The sequence below is a fragment of the Micromonospora palomenae genome (assembly GCF_007829925.1).
In the GTDB taxonomy this organism is placed as follows: Bacteria; Actinomycetota; Actinomycetes; order Mycobacteriales; family Micromonosporaceae; genus Micromonospora; species Micromonospora purpureochromogenes.
Genome location: NZ_VIXA01000001.1, coordinates 1,875,892 through 1,891,899 on the forward strand (window position 1 = coordinate 1,875,892; position 16,008 = coordinate 1,891,899).

The 16,008-nt window shown below is 74.5% G+C and carries 17 protein-coding genes; 11 read left to right on the forward strand and 6 right to left on the reverse strand.

Features of this window, described 5'->3' with window-relative positions; genetic code table 11:
- The first annotated feature begins 91 nt into the window (after positions 1-91).
- The 6 genes from FHX75_RS08425 to FHX75_RS08450 all read left to right on the forward strand — a co-directional run bounded on the left by FHX75_RS08425 (position 92) and on the right by FHX75_RS08450 (position 4,956).
- Positions 92-547, forward strand: a complete 456-nt coding sequence (locus FHX75_RS08425) for a hypothetical protein (protein ID WP_154937826.1) — start codon at positions 92-94, stop codon at positions 545-547.
- An 82-nt stretch (positions 548-629) separates the two neighbouring features.
- Complete coding sequence (locus FHX75_RS08430) at positions 630-1,148, forward strand: ImmA/IrrE family metallo-endopeptidase (protein WP_154937828.1); 519 nt, start codon at positions 630-632, stop codon at positions 1,146-1,148.
- Positions 1,145-2,419: an MAB_1171c family putative transporter gene (locus FHX75_RS08435; RefSeq protein WP_154937830.1), complete on the forward strand. Its 1,275-nt coding sequence runs from the start codon at positions 1,145-1,147 to the stop codon at positions 2,417-2,419. The genes FHX75_RS08430 and FHX75_RS08435 overlap by 4 nt, the downstream gene beginning before the upstream one ends.
- An 82-nt stretch (positions 2,420-2,501) precedes the next feature.
- Positions 2,502-3,020 (forward strand): hypothetical protein, encoded by a 519-nt coding sequence (locus tag FHX75_RS08440; RefSeq protein WP_246157879.1) that lies wholly within the window; start codon positions 2,502-2,504, stop codon positions 3,018-3,020.
- 89 nt (positions 3,021-3,109) lie between these two features.
- The gene (locus tag FHX75_RS08445) at positions 3,110-3,685 is read left to right on the forward strand and encodes an ArsR/SmtB family transcription factor (protein ID WP_154937834.1); all 576 of its coding nucleotides are present in this window, start codon (positions 3,110-3,112) and stop codon (positions 3,683-3,685) included.
- A complete protein-coding gene (locus FHX75_RS08450; RefSeq protein ID WP_154937835.1) occupies positions 3,682-4,956 on the forward strand; it encodes an MFS transporter in 1,275 nt (424 codons plus the stop codon). The genes FHX75_RS08445 and FHX75_RS08450 overlap by 4 nt, the downstream gene beginning before the upstream one ends.
- 32 nt (positions 4,957-4,988) lie before the next feature.
- Here FHX75_RS08450 and FHX75_RS08455 read toward each other — a convergent pair whose 3' ends face one another.
- From FHX75_RS08455 to FHX75_RS08465, 3 genes are all read right to left on the reverse strand, one after another.
- Positions 4,989-6,161, reverse strand: coding sequence for an alanine--tRNA ligase-related protein (locus FHX75_RS08455; protein ID WP_154937837.1), 1,173 nt, complete (start codon positions 6,159-6,161; stop codon positions 4,989-4,991).
- Positions 6,162-6,415: 254 nt separating this feature from the next.
- A complete protein-coding gene (locus FHX75_RS08460) occupies positions 6,416-7,564 on the reverse strand; it encodes a fatty acid desaturase family protein (RefSeq protein ID WP_154937839.1) in 1,149 nt (382 codons plus the stop codon).
- Positions 7,565-7,578: 14 nt separating this feature from the next.
- Positions 7,579-8,670, reverse strand: a complete 1,092-nt coding sequence (locus tag FHX75_RS08465; protein ID WP_154937840.1) for a ferredoxin reductase — start codon at positions 8,668-8,670, stop codon at positions 7,579-7,581.
- Between the two features lie 83 nt (positions 8,671-8,753).
- Here FHX75_RS08465 and FHX75_RS08470 point away from each other — a divergent pair, with 83 nt between their 5' ends.
- On the forward strand, positions 8,754-9,974 hold the full coding sequence (locus FHX75_RS08470; RefSeq protein WP_154937842.1) for a PucR family transcriptional regulator: 1,221 nt from the start codon (positions 8,754-8,756) through the stop codon (positions 9,972-9,974).
- On the opposite strand, the gene FHX75_RS08475 is transcribed toward FHX75_RS08470, so the two are convergent.
- Complete coding sequence (locus tag FHX75_RS08475; protein WP_154937844.1) at positions 9,913-10,641, reverse strand: Fic family protein; 729 nt, start codon at positions 10,639-10,641, stop codon at positions 9,913-9,915. The genes FHX75_RS08470 and FHX75_RS08475 overlap by 62 nt on opposite strands.
- Entirely contained in the window at positions 10,631-11,377 is a 747-nt protein-coding gene (locus tag FHX75_RS08480) for a hypothetical protein (RefSeq protein ID WP_154937846.1), read from the reverse strand. The genes FHX75_RS08475 and FHX75_RS08480 overlap by 11 nt, the downstream gene beginning before the upstream one ends.
- Positions 11,378-11,606: 229 nt before the next feature.
- Here FHX75_RS08480 and FHX75_RS08485 point away from each other — a divergent pair, with 229 nt between their 5' ends.
- The 3 genes from FHX75_RS08485 (at position 11,607) to FHX75_RS08495 (ending at position 14,107) form a co-directional block, all read left to right on the forward strand.
- Positions 11,607-12,266: an HNH endonuclease family protein gene (locus tag FHX75_RS08485; RefSeq protein ID WP_154937848.1), complete on the forward strand. Its 660-nt coding sequence runs from the start codon at positions 11,607-11,609 to the stop codon at positions 12,264-12,266.
- A 152-nt stretch (positions 12,267-12,418) separates the two neighbouring features.
- Positions 12,419-13,420, forward strand: a complete 1,002-nt coding sequence (locus tag FHX75_RS08490) for a LacI family DNA-binding transcriptional regulator (protein ID WP_246157793.1) — start codon at positions 12,419-12,421, stop codon at positions 13,418-13,420.
- Positions 13,421-13,462: 42 nt separating this feature from the next.
- A complete protein-coding gene (locus FHX75_RS08495) occupies positions 13,463-14,107 on the forward strand; it encodes a GNAT family N-acetyltransferase (protein ID WP_154937850.1) in 645 nt (214 codons plus the stop codon).
- Here FHX75_RS08495 and FHX75_RS08500 read toward each other — a convergent pair.
- Entirely contained in the window at positions 14,056-14,856 is an 801-nt protein-coding gene (locus tag FHX75_RS08500; protein WP_170285314.1) for a Stf0 family sulfotransferase, read from the reverse strand. The two genes, FHX75_RS08495 and FHX75_RS08500, sit on opposite strands and share 52 nt — an antisense overlap.
- A 444-nt stretch (positions 14,857-15,300) precedes the next feature.
- Here FHX75_RS08500 and FHX75_RS08505 point away from each other — a divergent pair, with 444 nt between their 5' ends.
- Positions 15,301-16,005: an SDR family NAD(P)-dependent oxidoreductase gene (locus FHX75_RS08505; RefSeq protein WP_154937855.1), complete on the forward strand. Its 705-nt coding sequence runs from the start codon at positions 15,301-15,303 to the stop codon at positions 16,003-16,005.
- Positions 16,006-16,008: the final 3 nt, after the last annotated feature.

A 16,008-nucleotide genomic window follows, 5' to 3' on the forward strand; every position in this document is an offset into this window, starting at 1 on the left:
GTGGTAATGCTATACATACTCGCGGTAGCGGCGTCAACAGTCGGTGCCACCGTCCCGGCCGGTGCCATCGCGCACGTGCGGAGGAGTCCCCTTGCCCCAGGTCACCGAGCCGCACGACGACTCCTTCGCCGCCCGCCTGGACTGGCTCTTCCGGACGGTGACCGACCCGCAGGGCCGGCCGTACAGCGTCCGGCACGTGGCCCAGGAGCTGACCCGGCGCGGCTGCCGGATCTCGCACACCCACCTGAGCAACCTGCGGCAGGGGCGCGCGCCGGACCCGCGGCAGTCGGTGGTGGACGCCATCGCCGCCTTCTTCGGTCAGCCGTCGCGCTTCTTCGCCCCCGGTCAGGACGACGTGGACGGTGGGCGCGACCTCGCGCACGCCCTCGCCAACCCGCACATCAAGCAGGTGGCCATGCGGCTGGCCGACGCCCGGCTCTCCCCCGAGGGCCACGCCGCCGTGGTGGCCATGATCGAGCAGGTGGAACGCCTGGAGGCCGCGGCCCGCGCCCGCCGCTCCGGCGAACGCCCGGCGGAGGCGAGGTGAGGACGGAGCGGGCCACCGGCGGTGGCTGCGTCCGGCTGCGCGTACTGCGAAACGGGTACGCCCATCACCCGGCGCCGAGCCGATGATCCGGCGACGACGCGCGGCGGGCGAGGACCAGCTCCGGCAGTTGCGCCGCCAGTCCGAGCAGGCCCTGGACGCGCTCGGACTGACCGGCGGCTTCACCTTCGCCGAGCTGCACGAGCGGGTGGAACGGCGACGCGGCCGGCCGGTGCACCTCATTCCCCGCGAGCTGCCCGCACTGGCCCCGCACGGGCTCTGGGTGGCCGGCGAGCACGCCGACTACATCTTCTACGCCGCCAACGCCAGCCCGGTGCGCCAGCGCCTGATCATCGGGCACGAGTACGGCCACGCCCTCTTCGACGACGTCTCCCCGGCGTCCGAGCTGGACCGGGCCACCGCCACGCCGGCACCGCTGGCCCGCAGCTCGTACGACGTGCCGCAGGAGCGGCGGGCGGAGATCTTCGGCAGCCTCGCCGTGCAGCGCGCGGAGAGCTGGTCGGAGATACCCGTCACCGCCCCGGCCGACATCGCCCTCGCCGACCGGCTCGCCGCCGCCCTCGAAGGACGCCGCCACCCGTGATCAGCCTCGTCCGTGACCTGATGATCGGCGTGACGCTGACCTGCTGGGTGATGAGCCTCTACAAGCTGCGCGACCTGGCCCGCAACCCGCGCTACCGGCCGCTGCGGGCGCTCTGCCTGGCCCTGGTCGGCATCACGGTCTCGCTGACCATCCAGCCGTTCATGCCGGCCCTGGACCGGGCGCTCGGCGTGCTCGACCTGGCCCGGCTGCTGTCCAACTGCCTCACCCTGGTCTCGGCCACCGCCGCGCAGGCCTTCCTGCTGCACATGACCGGGGACGACGAGCGCACCCGGCGCCGGGTCCGCCGCCGCACCGTCGCGCTGCTGGTCAGCATCGCCGCGATCGCGGTGCTCTTCGCGCTGACCCCGGCGCGGACGGCCCTGGACGACCCCCGGGTGGCCAGCGGCCGGTACTACGGCGACCCGTTCGACGCCCCCTTCCTCTACGTCTACCTGACCTACCTGGGCTGGTCGATGACGCAGGTGGTGGCCCTGGCCCACCGGTACGCGCGGCAGGCCGGCCGGCCGCTGCTCCGCCTCGGCCTGCGACTGATCGTGGCGGGCGCCGCCTGGGGCCTGGTCTACGTGCTGGGCAAGCTCACCGCGGTGGCCGTCGGCGCGCTCTGGCCCGGCTCCGCGCTCGTCTCCGACGCGGTGGTGGTGTTCAGCTTCACCGTTTCCATCCTGCTCATCCTGATCGGCTCGACGCTGCCGTCCTGGGGGCCGCTGGTCGGTCTCGACCGGCTCGGCGCGTGGCTGGGGGCCGTCGTCGACCACCACCGGCTGCGTCCGCTCCAGGCGGCGGTGCACCGGGTGCTGCCGGAGATCGCGCTGCTGCCCGAGCCGCGCGGACCCGCCGGGCTGCTGGCGGTGCTGCGGGACCCGTACCTGCGCCGGGTCCGCGCCACCGTGGAGATCCTCGACGGGTACGCCACCCTGCGGCCCTGGATGTCGGCCGCGCTGCTGCGCGCCGCCGAGGCGGCCGGCCGCCGGGCCGGCTGGAGCGGTGCACGGCTCGCCGCCGCCACCGAGGCGATCGTGCTGGCCGCCGCGCTGCAGGCGCGGGCCGCCGGGGCGCCGCCGGCCGCCGACCACGACGAGCTGCCCGACCTGCCGGCCGGGGGTGCCGACGGTGGGGAGGCCGCGGAGCAGGTCGCCTGGCTCGTCCGGGTGGCGAGGGCCTACCGTTCCCCGGAGGTCACCCGGTTACGGGCCCGGCTGGGCCCGGCCACCGACGCCGGCGACAGCGAGAGGAAACAGCGTGTCCAGTGAGACCAGGGTCGTCGCGCCCGCCGGCCCCGGCGCCGCGCGGATCGTCACCGAGGTGTTCGCCCCGGCCGTGTGGGCGGCGGCGATGCCGGTGGTCGTGGCGCTGCACGCCACCGCGCCGGCCTGGCTGACCGGCCTCGGCTGGGCACTGCTGGCGATGCTGTTCAGCGCGGTGGTGCCGTACGGGATCATCTGGCTGGGGGTGCGGCGCGGCCGGCTCACCGACCACCACATCGGGGTACGCGAGCAGCGGCGCGCGCCGCTGGTCGGCGGCCTGTTCTCGGTGCTGGCGGGCATCGCGGCGCTGGTCCTGCTCGGGGCACCCCGGGCGCTGGTGGCGATGGTGGTGGTGATGTTCGCGGTGCTGCTCGTGGTCACCGCGGTCAACCAGGTCTGGAAGCTCAGCGCGCACGCGGCCGTCGCCGCCGGGGCGGTCGGGGTGCTGGTGGTCGTCTTCGGGCCGGCGCTGCTGGTGGCGTTCGGCCTGGTGGCCCTGATCGGCTGGTCCCGGGTGCGGCTCGGTGACCACACCACCGCCCAGGTGCTCGCCGGCGGCGTGGCCGGCGTGCTGGTCGGCGTGCCGACGTACCTGTTGCTCGGCTAGCGAACGCGCCGCGCCGCGCACGCTGGTTAGCAACAGCTCTTGCGCGTCACTTCTTGCGCAAGAGCTGTTGCGCATGACACGCTGCCGGCATGGACATGTCGCAGGTTCGCAAGATCGACGATTCCACCGTGCTGGCCGCACTGGCGCATCCGTTGCGGCGGCGGCTGATGGACGTGCTCAAGGTCGACGGTCCGCAGACGGCGACCCTGCTCGCGGAGCGCACCGACCAGGCGGTGGCCAACATCAGCCACCACCTGAAGGTGCTCGCCGGGTGCGAGTTGGTGGTGGAGGCGCCGGAGCTGGCCCGCAACCGGCGCGAGCGCTGGTGGCGAGTGGCTTCGCCCGGTGTCCGCTGGTCCAACGCCGACTTCGACGACGATCCCGCGAGCCAGGCGGTGGCCAGCGCCGCGGTCTCGCTCAACCTCGACCGGCAGGTCAGCCTGGTGCGGGCCTGGCACGCGATCCGTGAGTCGGCGGCCGACACGTGGGGTGAGGCCCCGTTCTCCACCGACCGGTGGCTCCGCCTGACGCCGGCCGAGTTGGCCGAGCTCGAGCGGGAGATCCTCGAGGTGCTGGCACGCTGGAGTGACCGGCAGGTGCCCGACGACGGCCGGCGTCGCGATCCGGTCTTCTTCTTCGCGCACGCCGTGCCGGCCCGGCCGTGACCGGCACCGGCACGCTCCCGCAGCGGCCGACCGCTGCCCGCCGGGGCGGCCTTTTCTGGCACCGGGACTTCCGGTTGCTCTGGACGGCCGAGGCGAGCAGCAAGCTCGGCAGCAGCGTGACCAGCGTGGCGATGCCGCTGGTCGCGGTCGCCACGCTGGACGCGACCGCGTTCGAGGCGGCGACGCTGTACGCGGCCAGCTGGCTACCCTGGCTGATCATCGGGCTGCCGGCCGGCGCCTGGGTGGACCGGCTGCCACGGCGGCCGGTGCTGATCGCCTGCGACCTCGCCTCGACGCTGCTGTTCCTCAGCGTCCCGGTGGCCGCCTGGCTGGACGTGTTGACCATCGGGCACCTGCTGGCCGTCGCGCTGGGCGCCGGCACCGCCACGGTCTTCTTCCAGACCGCCTACCAGGCATACCTGCCGTCCCTGCTCGACCCGCACGAGCTGGCGGAGGGGATTGCGAAGCTGCAGGGCACCGAGTCGGCGATGCAGGTGGCCGGGCCGGGGGTGGCGGGCCTGCTGGCGCAACTCGCCGGCGCGGTGACGGCGGTGCTGCTCGACGCGCTGAGCTTCGCCGCCTCGGCGCTCTGCCTGTGGGCGATCCGGTTCCGCGAGCCGCGCGCACCGCGACCGGCGGCGGCCAGCCTGTCCCGGCAGATCGCCGAGGGGATCCGGTACGTGGCCCGTGACCCCTACCTGCGGGTGCTCACCGTGTTCGGCGCCGCGAGCAACATCGGGCTGATCGGCTACCAGTCGCTCCTGGTCGTGTTCCTGGTCCGCGACGTCGGGGTCGGCGCCGGTGCGGTCGGTGGTCTGCTCGCCGCGATCAGCTGCGGCGGAGTCCTCGGTGCCGCGGTCGCCACCCCGATCAGCCGCCGCTTCGGCACCGCCCGGGCGGTGGTGTTCAGCAACGTCGGTGCGCTGCCGTTCGGACTGCTCATCCCGCTGACCGGACCTGGTTGGCGACTCGCTCTCCTGGTCACCGGTGGGCTGGTCATCGGCGTCGGCGTGGTGGCCGGCAACGTGATCAAGGGCGTCTTCCGGCAGCGATACACCCCCGCCCACCTCCTCGGTCGGGTGGTGGTCAGCATGCAGTTCCTCAACTACGGCGCGATACCGGTCGGCGGGCTCATCGCCGGCACCCTCGGCGCCGCGCTCGGCACTCGGCCGGCAATGTGGATCATGACCGGCACGCTCGCGCTGACCGGGCTGATCCTCCTGGTCGGGCCGATCGGCCGACGGCGGGACCTGCCGGAGCGGCCCGAGTAGGCCGGCCGCTCCGCCAGGGTCCGTGCCCCTGGTCAGGCCGCCTCGCCGAGCGGCCCGTCGACCAGCTCGCGGGGCAGTCCGTGGGTGTCGTGCAGCCACGCGTAGTCGGCGTCGGTCAGCGGCCCCCGGGACCGGCACCGCTCGACCACCGGCCGCCCCCGCCGCAGCAGGGCACGGAAGCGCCGTTCCTCGTCGACCAGCACCTGGCGCAGCGGCTCGACGTCGCCGCGCTGACGGAACCGGCGCAGCGTGTCCGCGTACGGCTGATCGGGCAGCTCGGCGAGGGTCCGGGACTCGTCGTCGCGCCACAGCGTGGTCAGCGCCCGCCGGACCAGCCGGCGCAGCACGTAGCCCCGGCCGGTGTTGGCGGGCCGGACGCCGTCGCCGAGCACCACGACCGCCGAGCGCAGGTGGTCGCAGACGATCCGGTGCGCCGTCTCGTCCAGCGGCCACCGGTCGCGGACCGCCTCGACCCAGGGGGTCAGGCCGACGCACTCGAAGACCGACCGGCCGCCGCGCAGCACCATCTCCAGCCGCTCCAGGCCCATCCCGGTGTCGATGTTGGGTTGCGGCAGCGGCTCCAACCGGCCGTCGTCGTGCCGGTGGTAGCGCATCCGCACGTGGTTCCAGACCTCCATCCACCGGTCGTCGCCGCCCGGGGTGCCGGTGGGCGGGCCGTCGCCGGTCCAGACGAAGATCTCCGAGTCCGGTCCGCACGGCCCGGTGGGTCCGTTGGACCACCAGTTCTCCGCGCGGGTCAGCTCCACCGGCACGCCGAGCTCGGTCCACGTCGCCAGCGCGGTCTCGTCGGGGCCGACCTGGTCGTCGCCGCCGAAGACGGTGGCGTGCAGCCGGCCCGGGTCGACGCCGAAGCCGTCGGTGAGCAGCTCGTAGCCCCAGCGCAGGCTCGGCCCGATGCCGTAGTCGCCGAGCGACCAGGTGCCGAGCATGTCGAAGACGGTCAGGTGGGTCGGGTCGCCGACCTCGTCCAGGTCGGTGGTGCGCAGGCAGCGCTGCACGTTGACCAGGCGCCGGCCGGACGGGTGGGGACGGCCCGCGAGGTACGGCGTCAGCGGGTGCATCCCGGAGGTGGTGAAGAGGACCGGATCGCCCGGCGGTGGGATCAGCGGGCTCTCCGGCGCGGACCGGTGGCCCCGCCGGTGGAAGTGGTCGACGAAGGTGCGGACGATCTGCTCGGGTGTCATGGCGCGGGCCTTCCGGTGAGGGTGCGACCGGTACGGCCCGCCACGCGGACGCGGGGGTGCAGACGCGCGAACGCCGACGGACCGTTTCCGGTCGCCGGCGTGGGGTCAGGTGATCAGGCGGCGGCAACCGGCGAGCGGGAAGCTCGCGCGGCCGCGGCGGTGGTGCGCCTGATCTGCATGGCCCGACCGTACCGCGACGACGGCGCCGCCGGCCACCGCGATTCCGGGTGGGTCGGCGGCGCCGTCGTGGGTGCTCAGGCCCCGGAGGGAGCGAGGGTACGCGTCGACAGGTCGTCGGCCGGCTTCGGCGCGGCCGGCGTCCGGTTGGGCAGCGACAGCCGGATGACCTTCCACCAGGCCGAGGCGACCTGCTTGGGCAGCGGGCCGGTGGTGTACTTCAGCCCGTACCGGTCGAAGAGCGCCCGGACCTGCGGGGCGATCTCCTGGTAGCGCTTGCTCGGCAGGTCGGGGAAGAGGTGGTGCTCGATCTGGAACGACAGGTTGCCGGTCATGATGTGCATCAGCCGGCTGCCGCTGATGTTGGCCGAGCCGAGCATCTGCCGCAGGTACCACTCGCCGCGCGTCTCGCCCTCGATGCTGGTCTTCTCGAAGGTCTCCACGCCGTTCGGGAAGTGCCCGCACATGATCACCGAGTGGCTCCACAGGTTGCGGATCAGGTTCGCGGTGAAGGTGGCGGCCAGGGTGCTGAGGAAGGACGGGCCGGACAGCAGCGGGTGCACGACGTAGTCCTTGAGTACCTGTCGGCGGATCTTGCGGCCGACGGCGCGGGCCCGGGCCCGGAACTGGGGGTCCTTGCGCCGGTCCTTCTGCAGGTTGCGGCCGAGCTCCAGGTCGTACGCGGCGATGCCGTACTCGAAGAAGCAGGCGTTGACGAAGTTCCACAGCGGCTGGCCGAGGTGCATCGGGTGCCACTTCTGGTCCTCGTCGACGCGCATGATCCCGTACCCGAGGTCGTTGTCCTTGCCGAGCACGTTGGTGTACGTGTGGTGCAGCTGGTTGTGCGAGTGCTTCCACTGGTCGGCCGGGGAGACGTGGTCCCACTCCCAGGTGGTGGAGTGGATCTTCGGATCACGCATGAAGTCGTACTGGCCGTGCAGGATGTTGTGGCCGATCTCCATGTTCTCCAGGATCTTGGCCACCGCCAGGCCGGCGGTGCCGACCAGCCACGCCGGCGGGAAGAGCGAGAAGAGCAGCACCGCGCGGCTGCTGATCTCCAGCGTCCGCTGGGTCTTGATGACCTTGCGGATGTAGCGGGCGTCGGACTCGCCGCGCTCGGCGATCACCCGGTCCCGGATGGCGTCGAGCTCCTTGCCCAGGATCTCGATGTCCTCGGCACTGAGGTGGGCGATCGGGTTGTCCGGCTTCTTCTGGATCGCGGTCACGTCCGGCCTCCTGTCTACAGGTCGATGTCGCAGGTACCGGCCGCCGCCGACACGCAGGTCTGGATGAGTACGCCGTCACCGGGGACGGCCGTGGTGATGTCCCCGGTACGCAGGTCGCGAACCGCCCCCTGGCGCAGCGGGAGGACGCAGCCGTAGCAGATGCCCATCCGGCAGCCCGACGGCATCAGCGCGCCGGCGGCCTCCCCGGCATCCAGGATGGGGGTCGCGCCGTCGGCCCGCACGCTGAGACCGGCCCTGGTGAAGGTGACGGTGCCGCCCTCCCCCGGTGAGATCACGGTCGGCCGGAACCGCTCGGTGTGCAGCCGCTGCGCCGCGCCGGCCGCCCGCCAGCGCTCCTCCACCGCGTCGAGCATCCCGATCGGGCCGCAGGCCCAGGTGTCGCGCTCCAGGTGGTCGGGGACCAGCCCGGCCAGTTCGTCGACGCCGAGCAGCCCGTCGGTGTCGGTGTGCCGCTCGACCAGCCGGATCGCGCCCCGCGCGGCTAGCGCCCGCAGCTCGGCGCCGAAGACCACGTCGGCCGGGGTGGGCGCGGAGTGCACGACCACGACGTCCGACCGACCGAGCGCGCCGGCGCGCAGCATCCCCATGACCGGGGTGACGCCGCTGCCGGCGGTGAGGAAGAGGACCCGGGCCGGCGCGGGGTCGGGCAGGACGAAGTCCCCCTGCGCCTGGTCGAGCTGGACGATGGCGCCCGGGCGGATGCGCCGGACCAGGTGGTTGCTGACCTTCCCGTCGGGGATCGCCTTCACCGTGACGCAGATGCGGCCGTCGGGACGCCCGGGCGCCGAGGTGACCGAGTACGCCCGCCACTGCCGGACCCCGTCGACGTCCACGCCGAGGCGCACGTACTGCCCGGCGGTGTGGCCGCGCCAGGCGCGGCCGGGCTGGATGGTCAGCGTGGCGGCGTCGCGGGTCTCGGCGTCGACGGCGACCACGCGACCGCGCAGCGCGGCCCCGGCGCGCAGCGGCGCGACCAGGTCGAGATAGTCCTCGGGGAGCAGCGGGGTGGTGACCGTCTCGGCGAGCCGGAGGAGCCGGTCCCGGACGGAGAGTCTCGTCGGGGGACGCGGGACGGTGGTGGTCATATGTCCAGGGTCGTCGCCCGTTCGCATAACATCTTGGCCAGCGAAGGTGAATTGACCACGGGTTCTTGTTCGGGGAGAACAACATGACCGATCCTTCCGGCGCCACCAGCCGCCGGGCGGCGCACCTGGAGCTGGACGAGCGGGTGGCCGACCGGCTGCGCGGCCAGCTGCCCGCGGTGGCCGAACGGACGGTCACCGCGATCACCGCCGAGGTCCCCGACTACTCGGGCACCCTCACCGGGCAGATGCGCGAGAAGATCGAGAACGCCGTCCGCATCGCGCTGGGCACGTTCCTCCAGCTCATCGAGCGGGCCGACGCCGCCGATCCGAGCACGCCGCTGAGCCGGGCGCTGGAGGCGGCGTACGCGCTCGGCAGCGGCGAGGCCCGGTCGGGGCGGAGCATGGACGCGCTGCTCGCCGCGTACCGGGTGGGGGCCCGGGTGGCCTGGCGGGAGGTCTCCGCCACCACCGTGCGCGACGGGCTCTCCGCCGAGCGGGTGGCCGAGTTCGCCGAGCTGATGTTCGCCTACATCGACGAGCTCTCCGCCGCCAGCGTGGCCGGGCACACCGACGAGCTGGCCAGCGCCGGCCGGGTGCACCGGCGCTACCTGGAACGGCTGGCCCAGCAGCTGCTCGCCGGCGAGCCGGAGGAGGTGCTGCGCCGCAGCGCCGAGCGGGCGGAGTGGCCGCCCCCGCAGACCCTCACCGTCGCGGTGCTGCCCCGCAGCAACCTGCGCGGGGTGCTCGCGATGCTCAGCCCGCACACCCTGGAGAGCGGCGAGGACCTGCCCGGGGTGGAGCTGGCCGAGGAGTCCGCCGTGCTGCTCGTTCCCGACGTGCACGGCGGGCGCCGGCGGCGGCTCACCGGCGCGGTGCAGGGGCACCGGGCGGTGGTGGGGCCGGCCCGGCCGTGGACCCGGGTCGCCGAGTCGTACCAGCGGGTGCTGCGGGCGCTGGCGCTCGGGTTGGACCGGCCGGCGGACGGCGCGCCGCTGGACACCGAGCAGCACCTGGCCCGGCTGGTGCTCAGCACCGACCCGGAGGCCCTGGCGGACCTGCGCGCGCAGGTGCTGCAACCGCTGTCGGCGCTGCCCCCGGCCACCGCCCGGCGGCTGGCCGAGACGCTGCGCTCCTGGCTGCTGCACCAGGGCCGGCGCGACGACGTCGCGGGCGATCTCTTCGTCCACCCGCAGACCGTGCGCTATCGGATGGGTCAGCTGCGCGAGCTGTACGGCGAGCGCCTCAACGACCCGGCGACGGTGCTGGAGCTGACCCTGGCGCTGGCCTTCCTGCCGGCGGAGTGAGCCGGCCGGTCGCCCCGGGTGGCCGCGCCCGCCCGGTCTCCGGCCGCTCGCGGCGGCGTCGGGTGGCGGCGATCAGGACGTCGAGCAGGCGCACCAGGTCGGCCGCGCCGTTCGAGTCGTCGGCCCGGCGGACGGTGCGCAGCACCGGGGCGGCCAGGTCGGGCACCGCCCGGTCGCGGACCAGCAGGAAGTACAGCGCCAGCATCGCCGCCCGCCCGTTGCCGTCGGCGAACGGGTGGAAGAACGCCACGTCGAGGTAGGCGCGGGCGGCGCGCCCCGCGAGCGGCACCCCCGGCTCGGTCGCCTGCCCGAGGCAGCGCCGGAATCCCTCCACAGTGTCCGGCGCGAGGCCGTAGCGTTCCCGGCCGCCCTTGGCGTACGCGGGCCCGTCCCGGAATCCGACCTCCGGCGACGCGAGCACCCGGCGCTGCCAGTCGGCCAGCAGCTCGTACGTCAGCGGCCCGCCCTCGGCGGCGGCCACCCGGACCCGGTCGAGGGCGGTCAGCAGCCGCGCCGCCCGCTCCGGGTCCCGGGCGGCGACGTCGGTACGCACGAACTCGACCACTCCGTCCCGCCCGCCCCGCACCGGCCCACCGGCCGGCCGGGCGACCTCGGCCCAGCTCACCCGTTCCCGCACCGACAGCCAGGTCAGCAGGTCATCGCGCATGCCGGTCGACCTCCGCGGCGAACCGCTCGGCGACCTCCCGGATGAGCCGGTCCGGCGGGGGCATGAAGCTGTGGAAACGACCCCCGATCGCGTGCTCCACCAGGGACGCGTGCCGCTCGGCGGGCACGCCCGCCAGGGTGAGGAACCAACCCAGGACCTGGCGGCAGTGGTGCTCCCAGCCGCCGTCGGCGCAGGTCCGGTCCACCACCACGGTGACCAGGTGCGCCACCGCCCGCTCCCAGGCGTCCAGCGCCACGTCCGCGCGGTCGTCGGTGACCAGCGGCAGGAAGCGGTCGAAGCGTTCGACCAGCTCCTCCAGCCAGCCCCGCCATTCGACGAGGGCTTCGGTGACGACGGCCAGGGTCTGCTCGGGGCTGCCCATGCTGTCGGCCGGGCAGCACCAGGCGTGCACCGGCCCGCCGCCGACGTCCGCCTCACCGACCCCCCATCGCCAGCCCGAGGCCCACCTGCCGTAGTGGCGGACCAGCGCGACGCTCATCTCGTCGGCCCACCGGGTGCCCACCCGCTGGCCCCACTGGTACACGTCGTCCTGGCCGGACCTCCCGGGTGGCCGGGTGGGCACCGAGGCGGCCGGGGCGAGCGACCGGACGACGTCCGGCGCCGAAGCCCGGTCGAAGGGATGCCGGGCCGGATCCACCTCCGGCCAGGTCAGCCACCACGGCATGATCTCCGGGTCCGTGCTGCGCAGGTACGGCTCGGGTGCGGCATCCGGCAAGGAAGCGTCTCCCACGGGTCGGCGATCCAGCCGCCCACCATAGTGGAGCCCACCGCCATCGGCCGCCCCGCCGTCGGGCGCGTCGGCACCGCGGTCGGGCGCCCCGATTTTTTCATCGGTTCGGCGACGCTGCGTCGCCCATCGTTCACAAAGTTGATCTGGATATTGGCCGTGATCTCTGTCCATATGTACGCAGGCGATCCCGCCCACCCTCATTGGACGGAGCACCATGACCCGTACCCTGCGCGCGACGGCCACCATCCTCGCCGCCGCCCTGGCCGCCACCCTCGGCCTCGCCCACCCCGCCTGGGCCGCCAGCTACTCCGCCTCGCTGACCACCGCGGTCGCCGGCCTCTCTGTCGCCACCGAGGTCCGCACCGGCTACAGCCGCGACCTCTTTCCCCACTGGGTCGACGCCGACGGCGACGGCTGCCACGCCCGCAACGAGGTGCTGATCGCCGAGGCCGTCTCCGCGCCGACGGTCAGCGGGAGCTGCACGCTGTCCGGCGGGCGCTGGTACTCCTACTACGACAACGCGTACTGGACCCTCACCAGCGACCTCGACATCGACCACATGGTGCCGCTCGCCGAGGCGTGGGACTCCGGCGCGCGCAGCTGGACCACCAGCCGCCGTCAGGCGTACGCCAACGACCTGGGCGACAGCCGCCCGCTGGCCGCCGTCACCGACAACGTCAACCAGGCCAAGGGCGACCAGGACCCGGCCACCTGGCTGCCCCCGTACGCCTCGGCCCGCTGCCGCTACGTCAAGGAGTGGGTCGCCACCAAGATCCGCTGGCGGCTCACCGTGGACAGCGCCGAGAAGAGCGCCCTGACCAGCTGGGCGAACAACTGCCCCGCCACCACCGTCTCGGTCACCTACGCCTGGTGACACCCGGCCGGCCCGCCACCCGGCGGGCCGGCCGTTGCCGGCCTCCCCCGGCACCGTCGCGGAGGCTGCCGAGTCCACCCTCGACTCCCCGGTTGTCCGAGCCGCCACCGCCCGGTCGCACCCGCCCATGCCGGGGCGGCAGAATCGCCGGGGTGAGTCAGGCGAGCGAAAGCGTGCGTCGTACCCCCACCCTGGCCGACGTGGCGCACGCCGCCGGCGTCTCCACCGCCACCGCGTCCCGCGCGCTCAGCGGCCGTGGCCCGGTCTCCGCCGCCGCCCGGGCCGACGTGCTCCGGGCCGCGGCGGCGCTGGCGTACGCGCCGCACCCGGTGGCGGTGTCGCTGGCCCGGGGCGAGGGCCACCGCGTGGTGGTCGGCGTCGTCGCGCCGTCGCCCTGGTTGCTCACCGACCAGTACGTCGCCCGCCTGGTCACCGCGGCGGCCCGGGCGGCCGACCCGTACGCCGTGGGCGTCTCGGTGCGCCGGCTGCGCCCCGGCGACCGCGCCGCCCTCGACGAGCTGGCGCGGGACCGGAGCGTACGCGGGCTGGTCCTGGTCAACCACCGCGCCGAACTGGTCGAGGCGCTGCCCGCCGCGCTGCGCGGCCAGGTCGTCGCGATCGGCCCCGGCTTCGGCCGGGTCCCGGCGTACGACGTGGACACCGGGTCGGCGATGGCGGCCGCCATCGGGCACCTGACCGCCACCGGCCGTCGGCGCATCGCCATGCTGACCGGCCCCGCCTGGGCGGCGAGCCTGCGCCGACCGGTGGCCGCGTACCGGGACGGGATGCGGGCGCACGGGCTGCCCGGCCGCACCACCTCCGGCGGCCTCACCGACAGCACCGGCCACGCCGGCCTACGTCGGCTGATGCGCCGCTGGCCGGACACCGACGCCGTCGTCGCCATCACCGACGCCGTGGCGATCGGAGCGCTGCGCGCCCTGGCCGAGGACGGGGTACGGGTGCCCGACGACGTCGCGGTGATCGGCTTCGACGACGCTCCGGCAGCCGCCTCGGCCCTGCCCGCCCTGACCACTAGCACCCATCCGGTCGAACGGATCGCCGCCGGGGCGGTGCGCGCACTGCTCACCGGGGACACCGCCGCCGACCGGCCGGTGGTGCACCCGTCGACCCTGGTCCGGCGGCGGAGCGCCTGAACGGCTTGCGGTGCAAGCGGTTCCACCCCGTACCGTCCCGACATGGACCGCACCGCCACCGCCATCCGCCAATACCGGGACCGCGACCACGACGCGGTCTACGACATCTGTGTCCGCACCGCCGACGCCGGCGGTGACGCCCGCGGTCGGTACGCCAGCGACGACCTGATGCCCGACCTCTTCGCCGGGCCGTACCTGCACCTGGAGCCGGAACTGGCGTTCGTGCTCACGGACCGGGACGTCGTGGTCGGCTACGTGATCGGCACGGCGGACACGCCCGCCTTCGTGCGGGCCTACCGGCGGGAGTGGATACCCCGGCTGGCCGACCGGTACCCGGTGCCGACCCGCCCGCCGGCCACCCCGGACGACGAGATGATCGCGCTGCACCACCGGCCGGAGCGGATGCTGCTGCCGGAACTCGCCGGCTACCCCGCCCACCTGCACATCGACCTGCTGCCCGGGCACCAGGGCCGGGGTCACGGCCGGCGACTCGTCGAGACGTTCCTACGCGCCGCGGCCCGCGCCGGGGCGCCCGGACTGCACGTCGGCATGGTCACCGCCAACGTGCGGGCGCGCGGCTTCTACGACCGGCTGGGCTTCCACGAGATCCCGGTGCCCGACCCCGGCCCGGTCACCTACCTCGGCCGAACCACGCGGGTGTCGGCACCCGTCGAGACCGCCCGGTAGCGGCGGATCCACTCCCCGTTGAGCTGGTCGGACTGCCGCCGGTGCCGGGGTACGACGGCGGCCCCGGCGGGCAGGGTGAGCCCGAGGAAGTCGAGGACGGCGTGGGTGACGCCGACCAGGTCCGCGTCGAGGTCCTCGTAGGACACCACCAACGGCCGGACGCCGGACGCGGCGAACCACGCCCGCCACGCCGCGTCGTGCCGGCCGATCACCTCGACCAGCCGACCGATCGCGTCCGCGTCGAAGGTCGGCGCGCCCCCACCGCCGTCGCCGCCGCTGATCTCACCGTCGCCACCGAGGTACCAGGTGCCGGCCTGTTCGGCGCGCAGCCAGGACACCGCCTGCGCGACGACGTCGTCGCGCCGCAGATACACGAAGCGGGTACGCCCGAAGGCGCGTTCCAGCAGCGCCAGGTCCGCTCCGGCGAGGTCCGGGTACACCGTGGCCAGCCGGTCGACCAGCTCGTCCAGCGTCCCCCACATCAGCTTCGCCCCGAAGACGCTGTTGTCGGTACGCCCGGCCGCCAGCGCCGCCGCCAGGTACTCCCGGTAGTCGACGCTCCCGTCCGGGCGCCGGGCGATCCCCCAGCGCTCGGCCCACAGCGGCTCGTCCGGCACCCGGAAGTACGCCTGCGGGCGGCCGGCGACCCCGGTGGAGGCGAGCAGCCCGAGCAGCAGCGAACTGCCGGTGCGGGGCGTGGCGCAGACCAGGTAAGAGTCGACGGGCTCGCGGCCGGGGCGGGTGGTCACGCCGCCGAGGGTAGGCCGGCCGGGCGGGCGCGCTTCAACCACTTTTCCGGGTGCCACGCCGCACGGACCACCGGGCACGAGCGGGCGGCCCCGACCGACGGTGAGGGGGCGACTAGCCGCCCGCTCGGCGGGTACGCGCTGCCCATGGGTAGCCAGAAGCACAACAAACACGACAGCGGTGGCCAATCGGCTCGGGCCCACCGGCACCCGGGCAGCGGCGCGCCGGGGCGGCAGGGCTCAGAGGTCGAACGCTCGCCCAAGCGCCGGCACGAGCGGACCGCGACCGGCCCCTCCGGCAGTGAACGCGACCACGGCCGGTCCAAGGTCGCGCACGAAGGGCGGATACACCGGCAGGGCACCGGCTGACCCGCCCGCCGCCGTACGCGCGTCCCGGTTCCACCGCCGGGCGGTGCGTACGGCGGCGCAGCGGGGGAAACTGCCGGTGTGACCGACGAGCGCACCGCCGTGGTGACCGGCGCCAACCGGGGTATCGGGCTGGCCGTGGTGCAGCAACTGCTGGACCGCGGCTTCGTCACCGTGCTCGCCTGCCGCGACACCGGGCGGGGGGAGGCGGCCGCGGCCACCCTCACCCCCGCCCCGGGCCGGGTCCTGGTACGCCGACTCGATGTCGGCGACGACGACAGCGTCCGCGCGTTCGCCGCCGGCCTGGCCGACGCACCGGGTCGGGTGGACGTCCTGGTCAACAACGCCGGCATCCACTACGACACCGACCAGGACCCGGCCGGCGCCGACGTCGGCGTGGTCCGGGAGGCCTTCGAGGTCAACGCGCTCGGAGCGCTGAAGGTGTCCCAGGCCGTCCTGCCGTTGCTGCGCCGCCAGGGGCCCGGCCGCCGGATCGTCAACGTGTCCAGCGGCGCCGGCTCGCTGAGCAGCATGGGCGCCGGCACCCCCGCGTACGCCATCTCGAAGGCCGCGCTGAACGCGGTCACCCGGCTCTTCGCCGCGCAGCTCGCACCCGACGGAATTTTGGTCAACTCCGTCTGCCCGGGCTGGGTCGCCACCGACATGGGCGGCCGGGGCGGCCGCCCGGTCGCCGAGGGCGCGGCGAGCGTGCTGTGGGCCGTCGACCTGCCCGACGACGGCCCGACCGGCGGCTTCTTCCGCGACGGCCGGCCCGTCCCCTGGTGATCC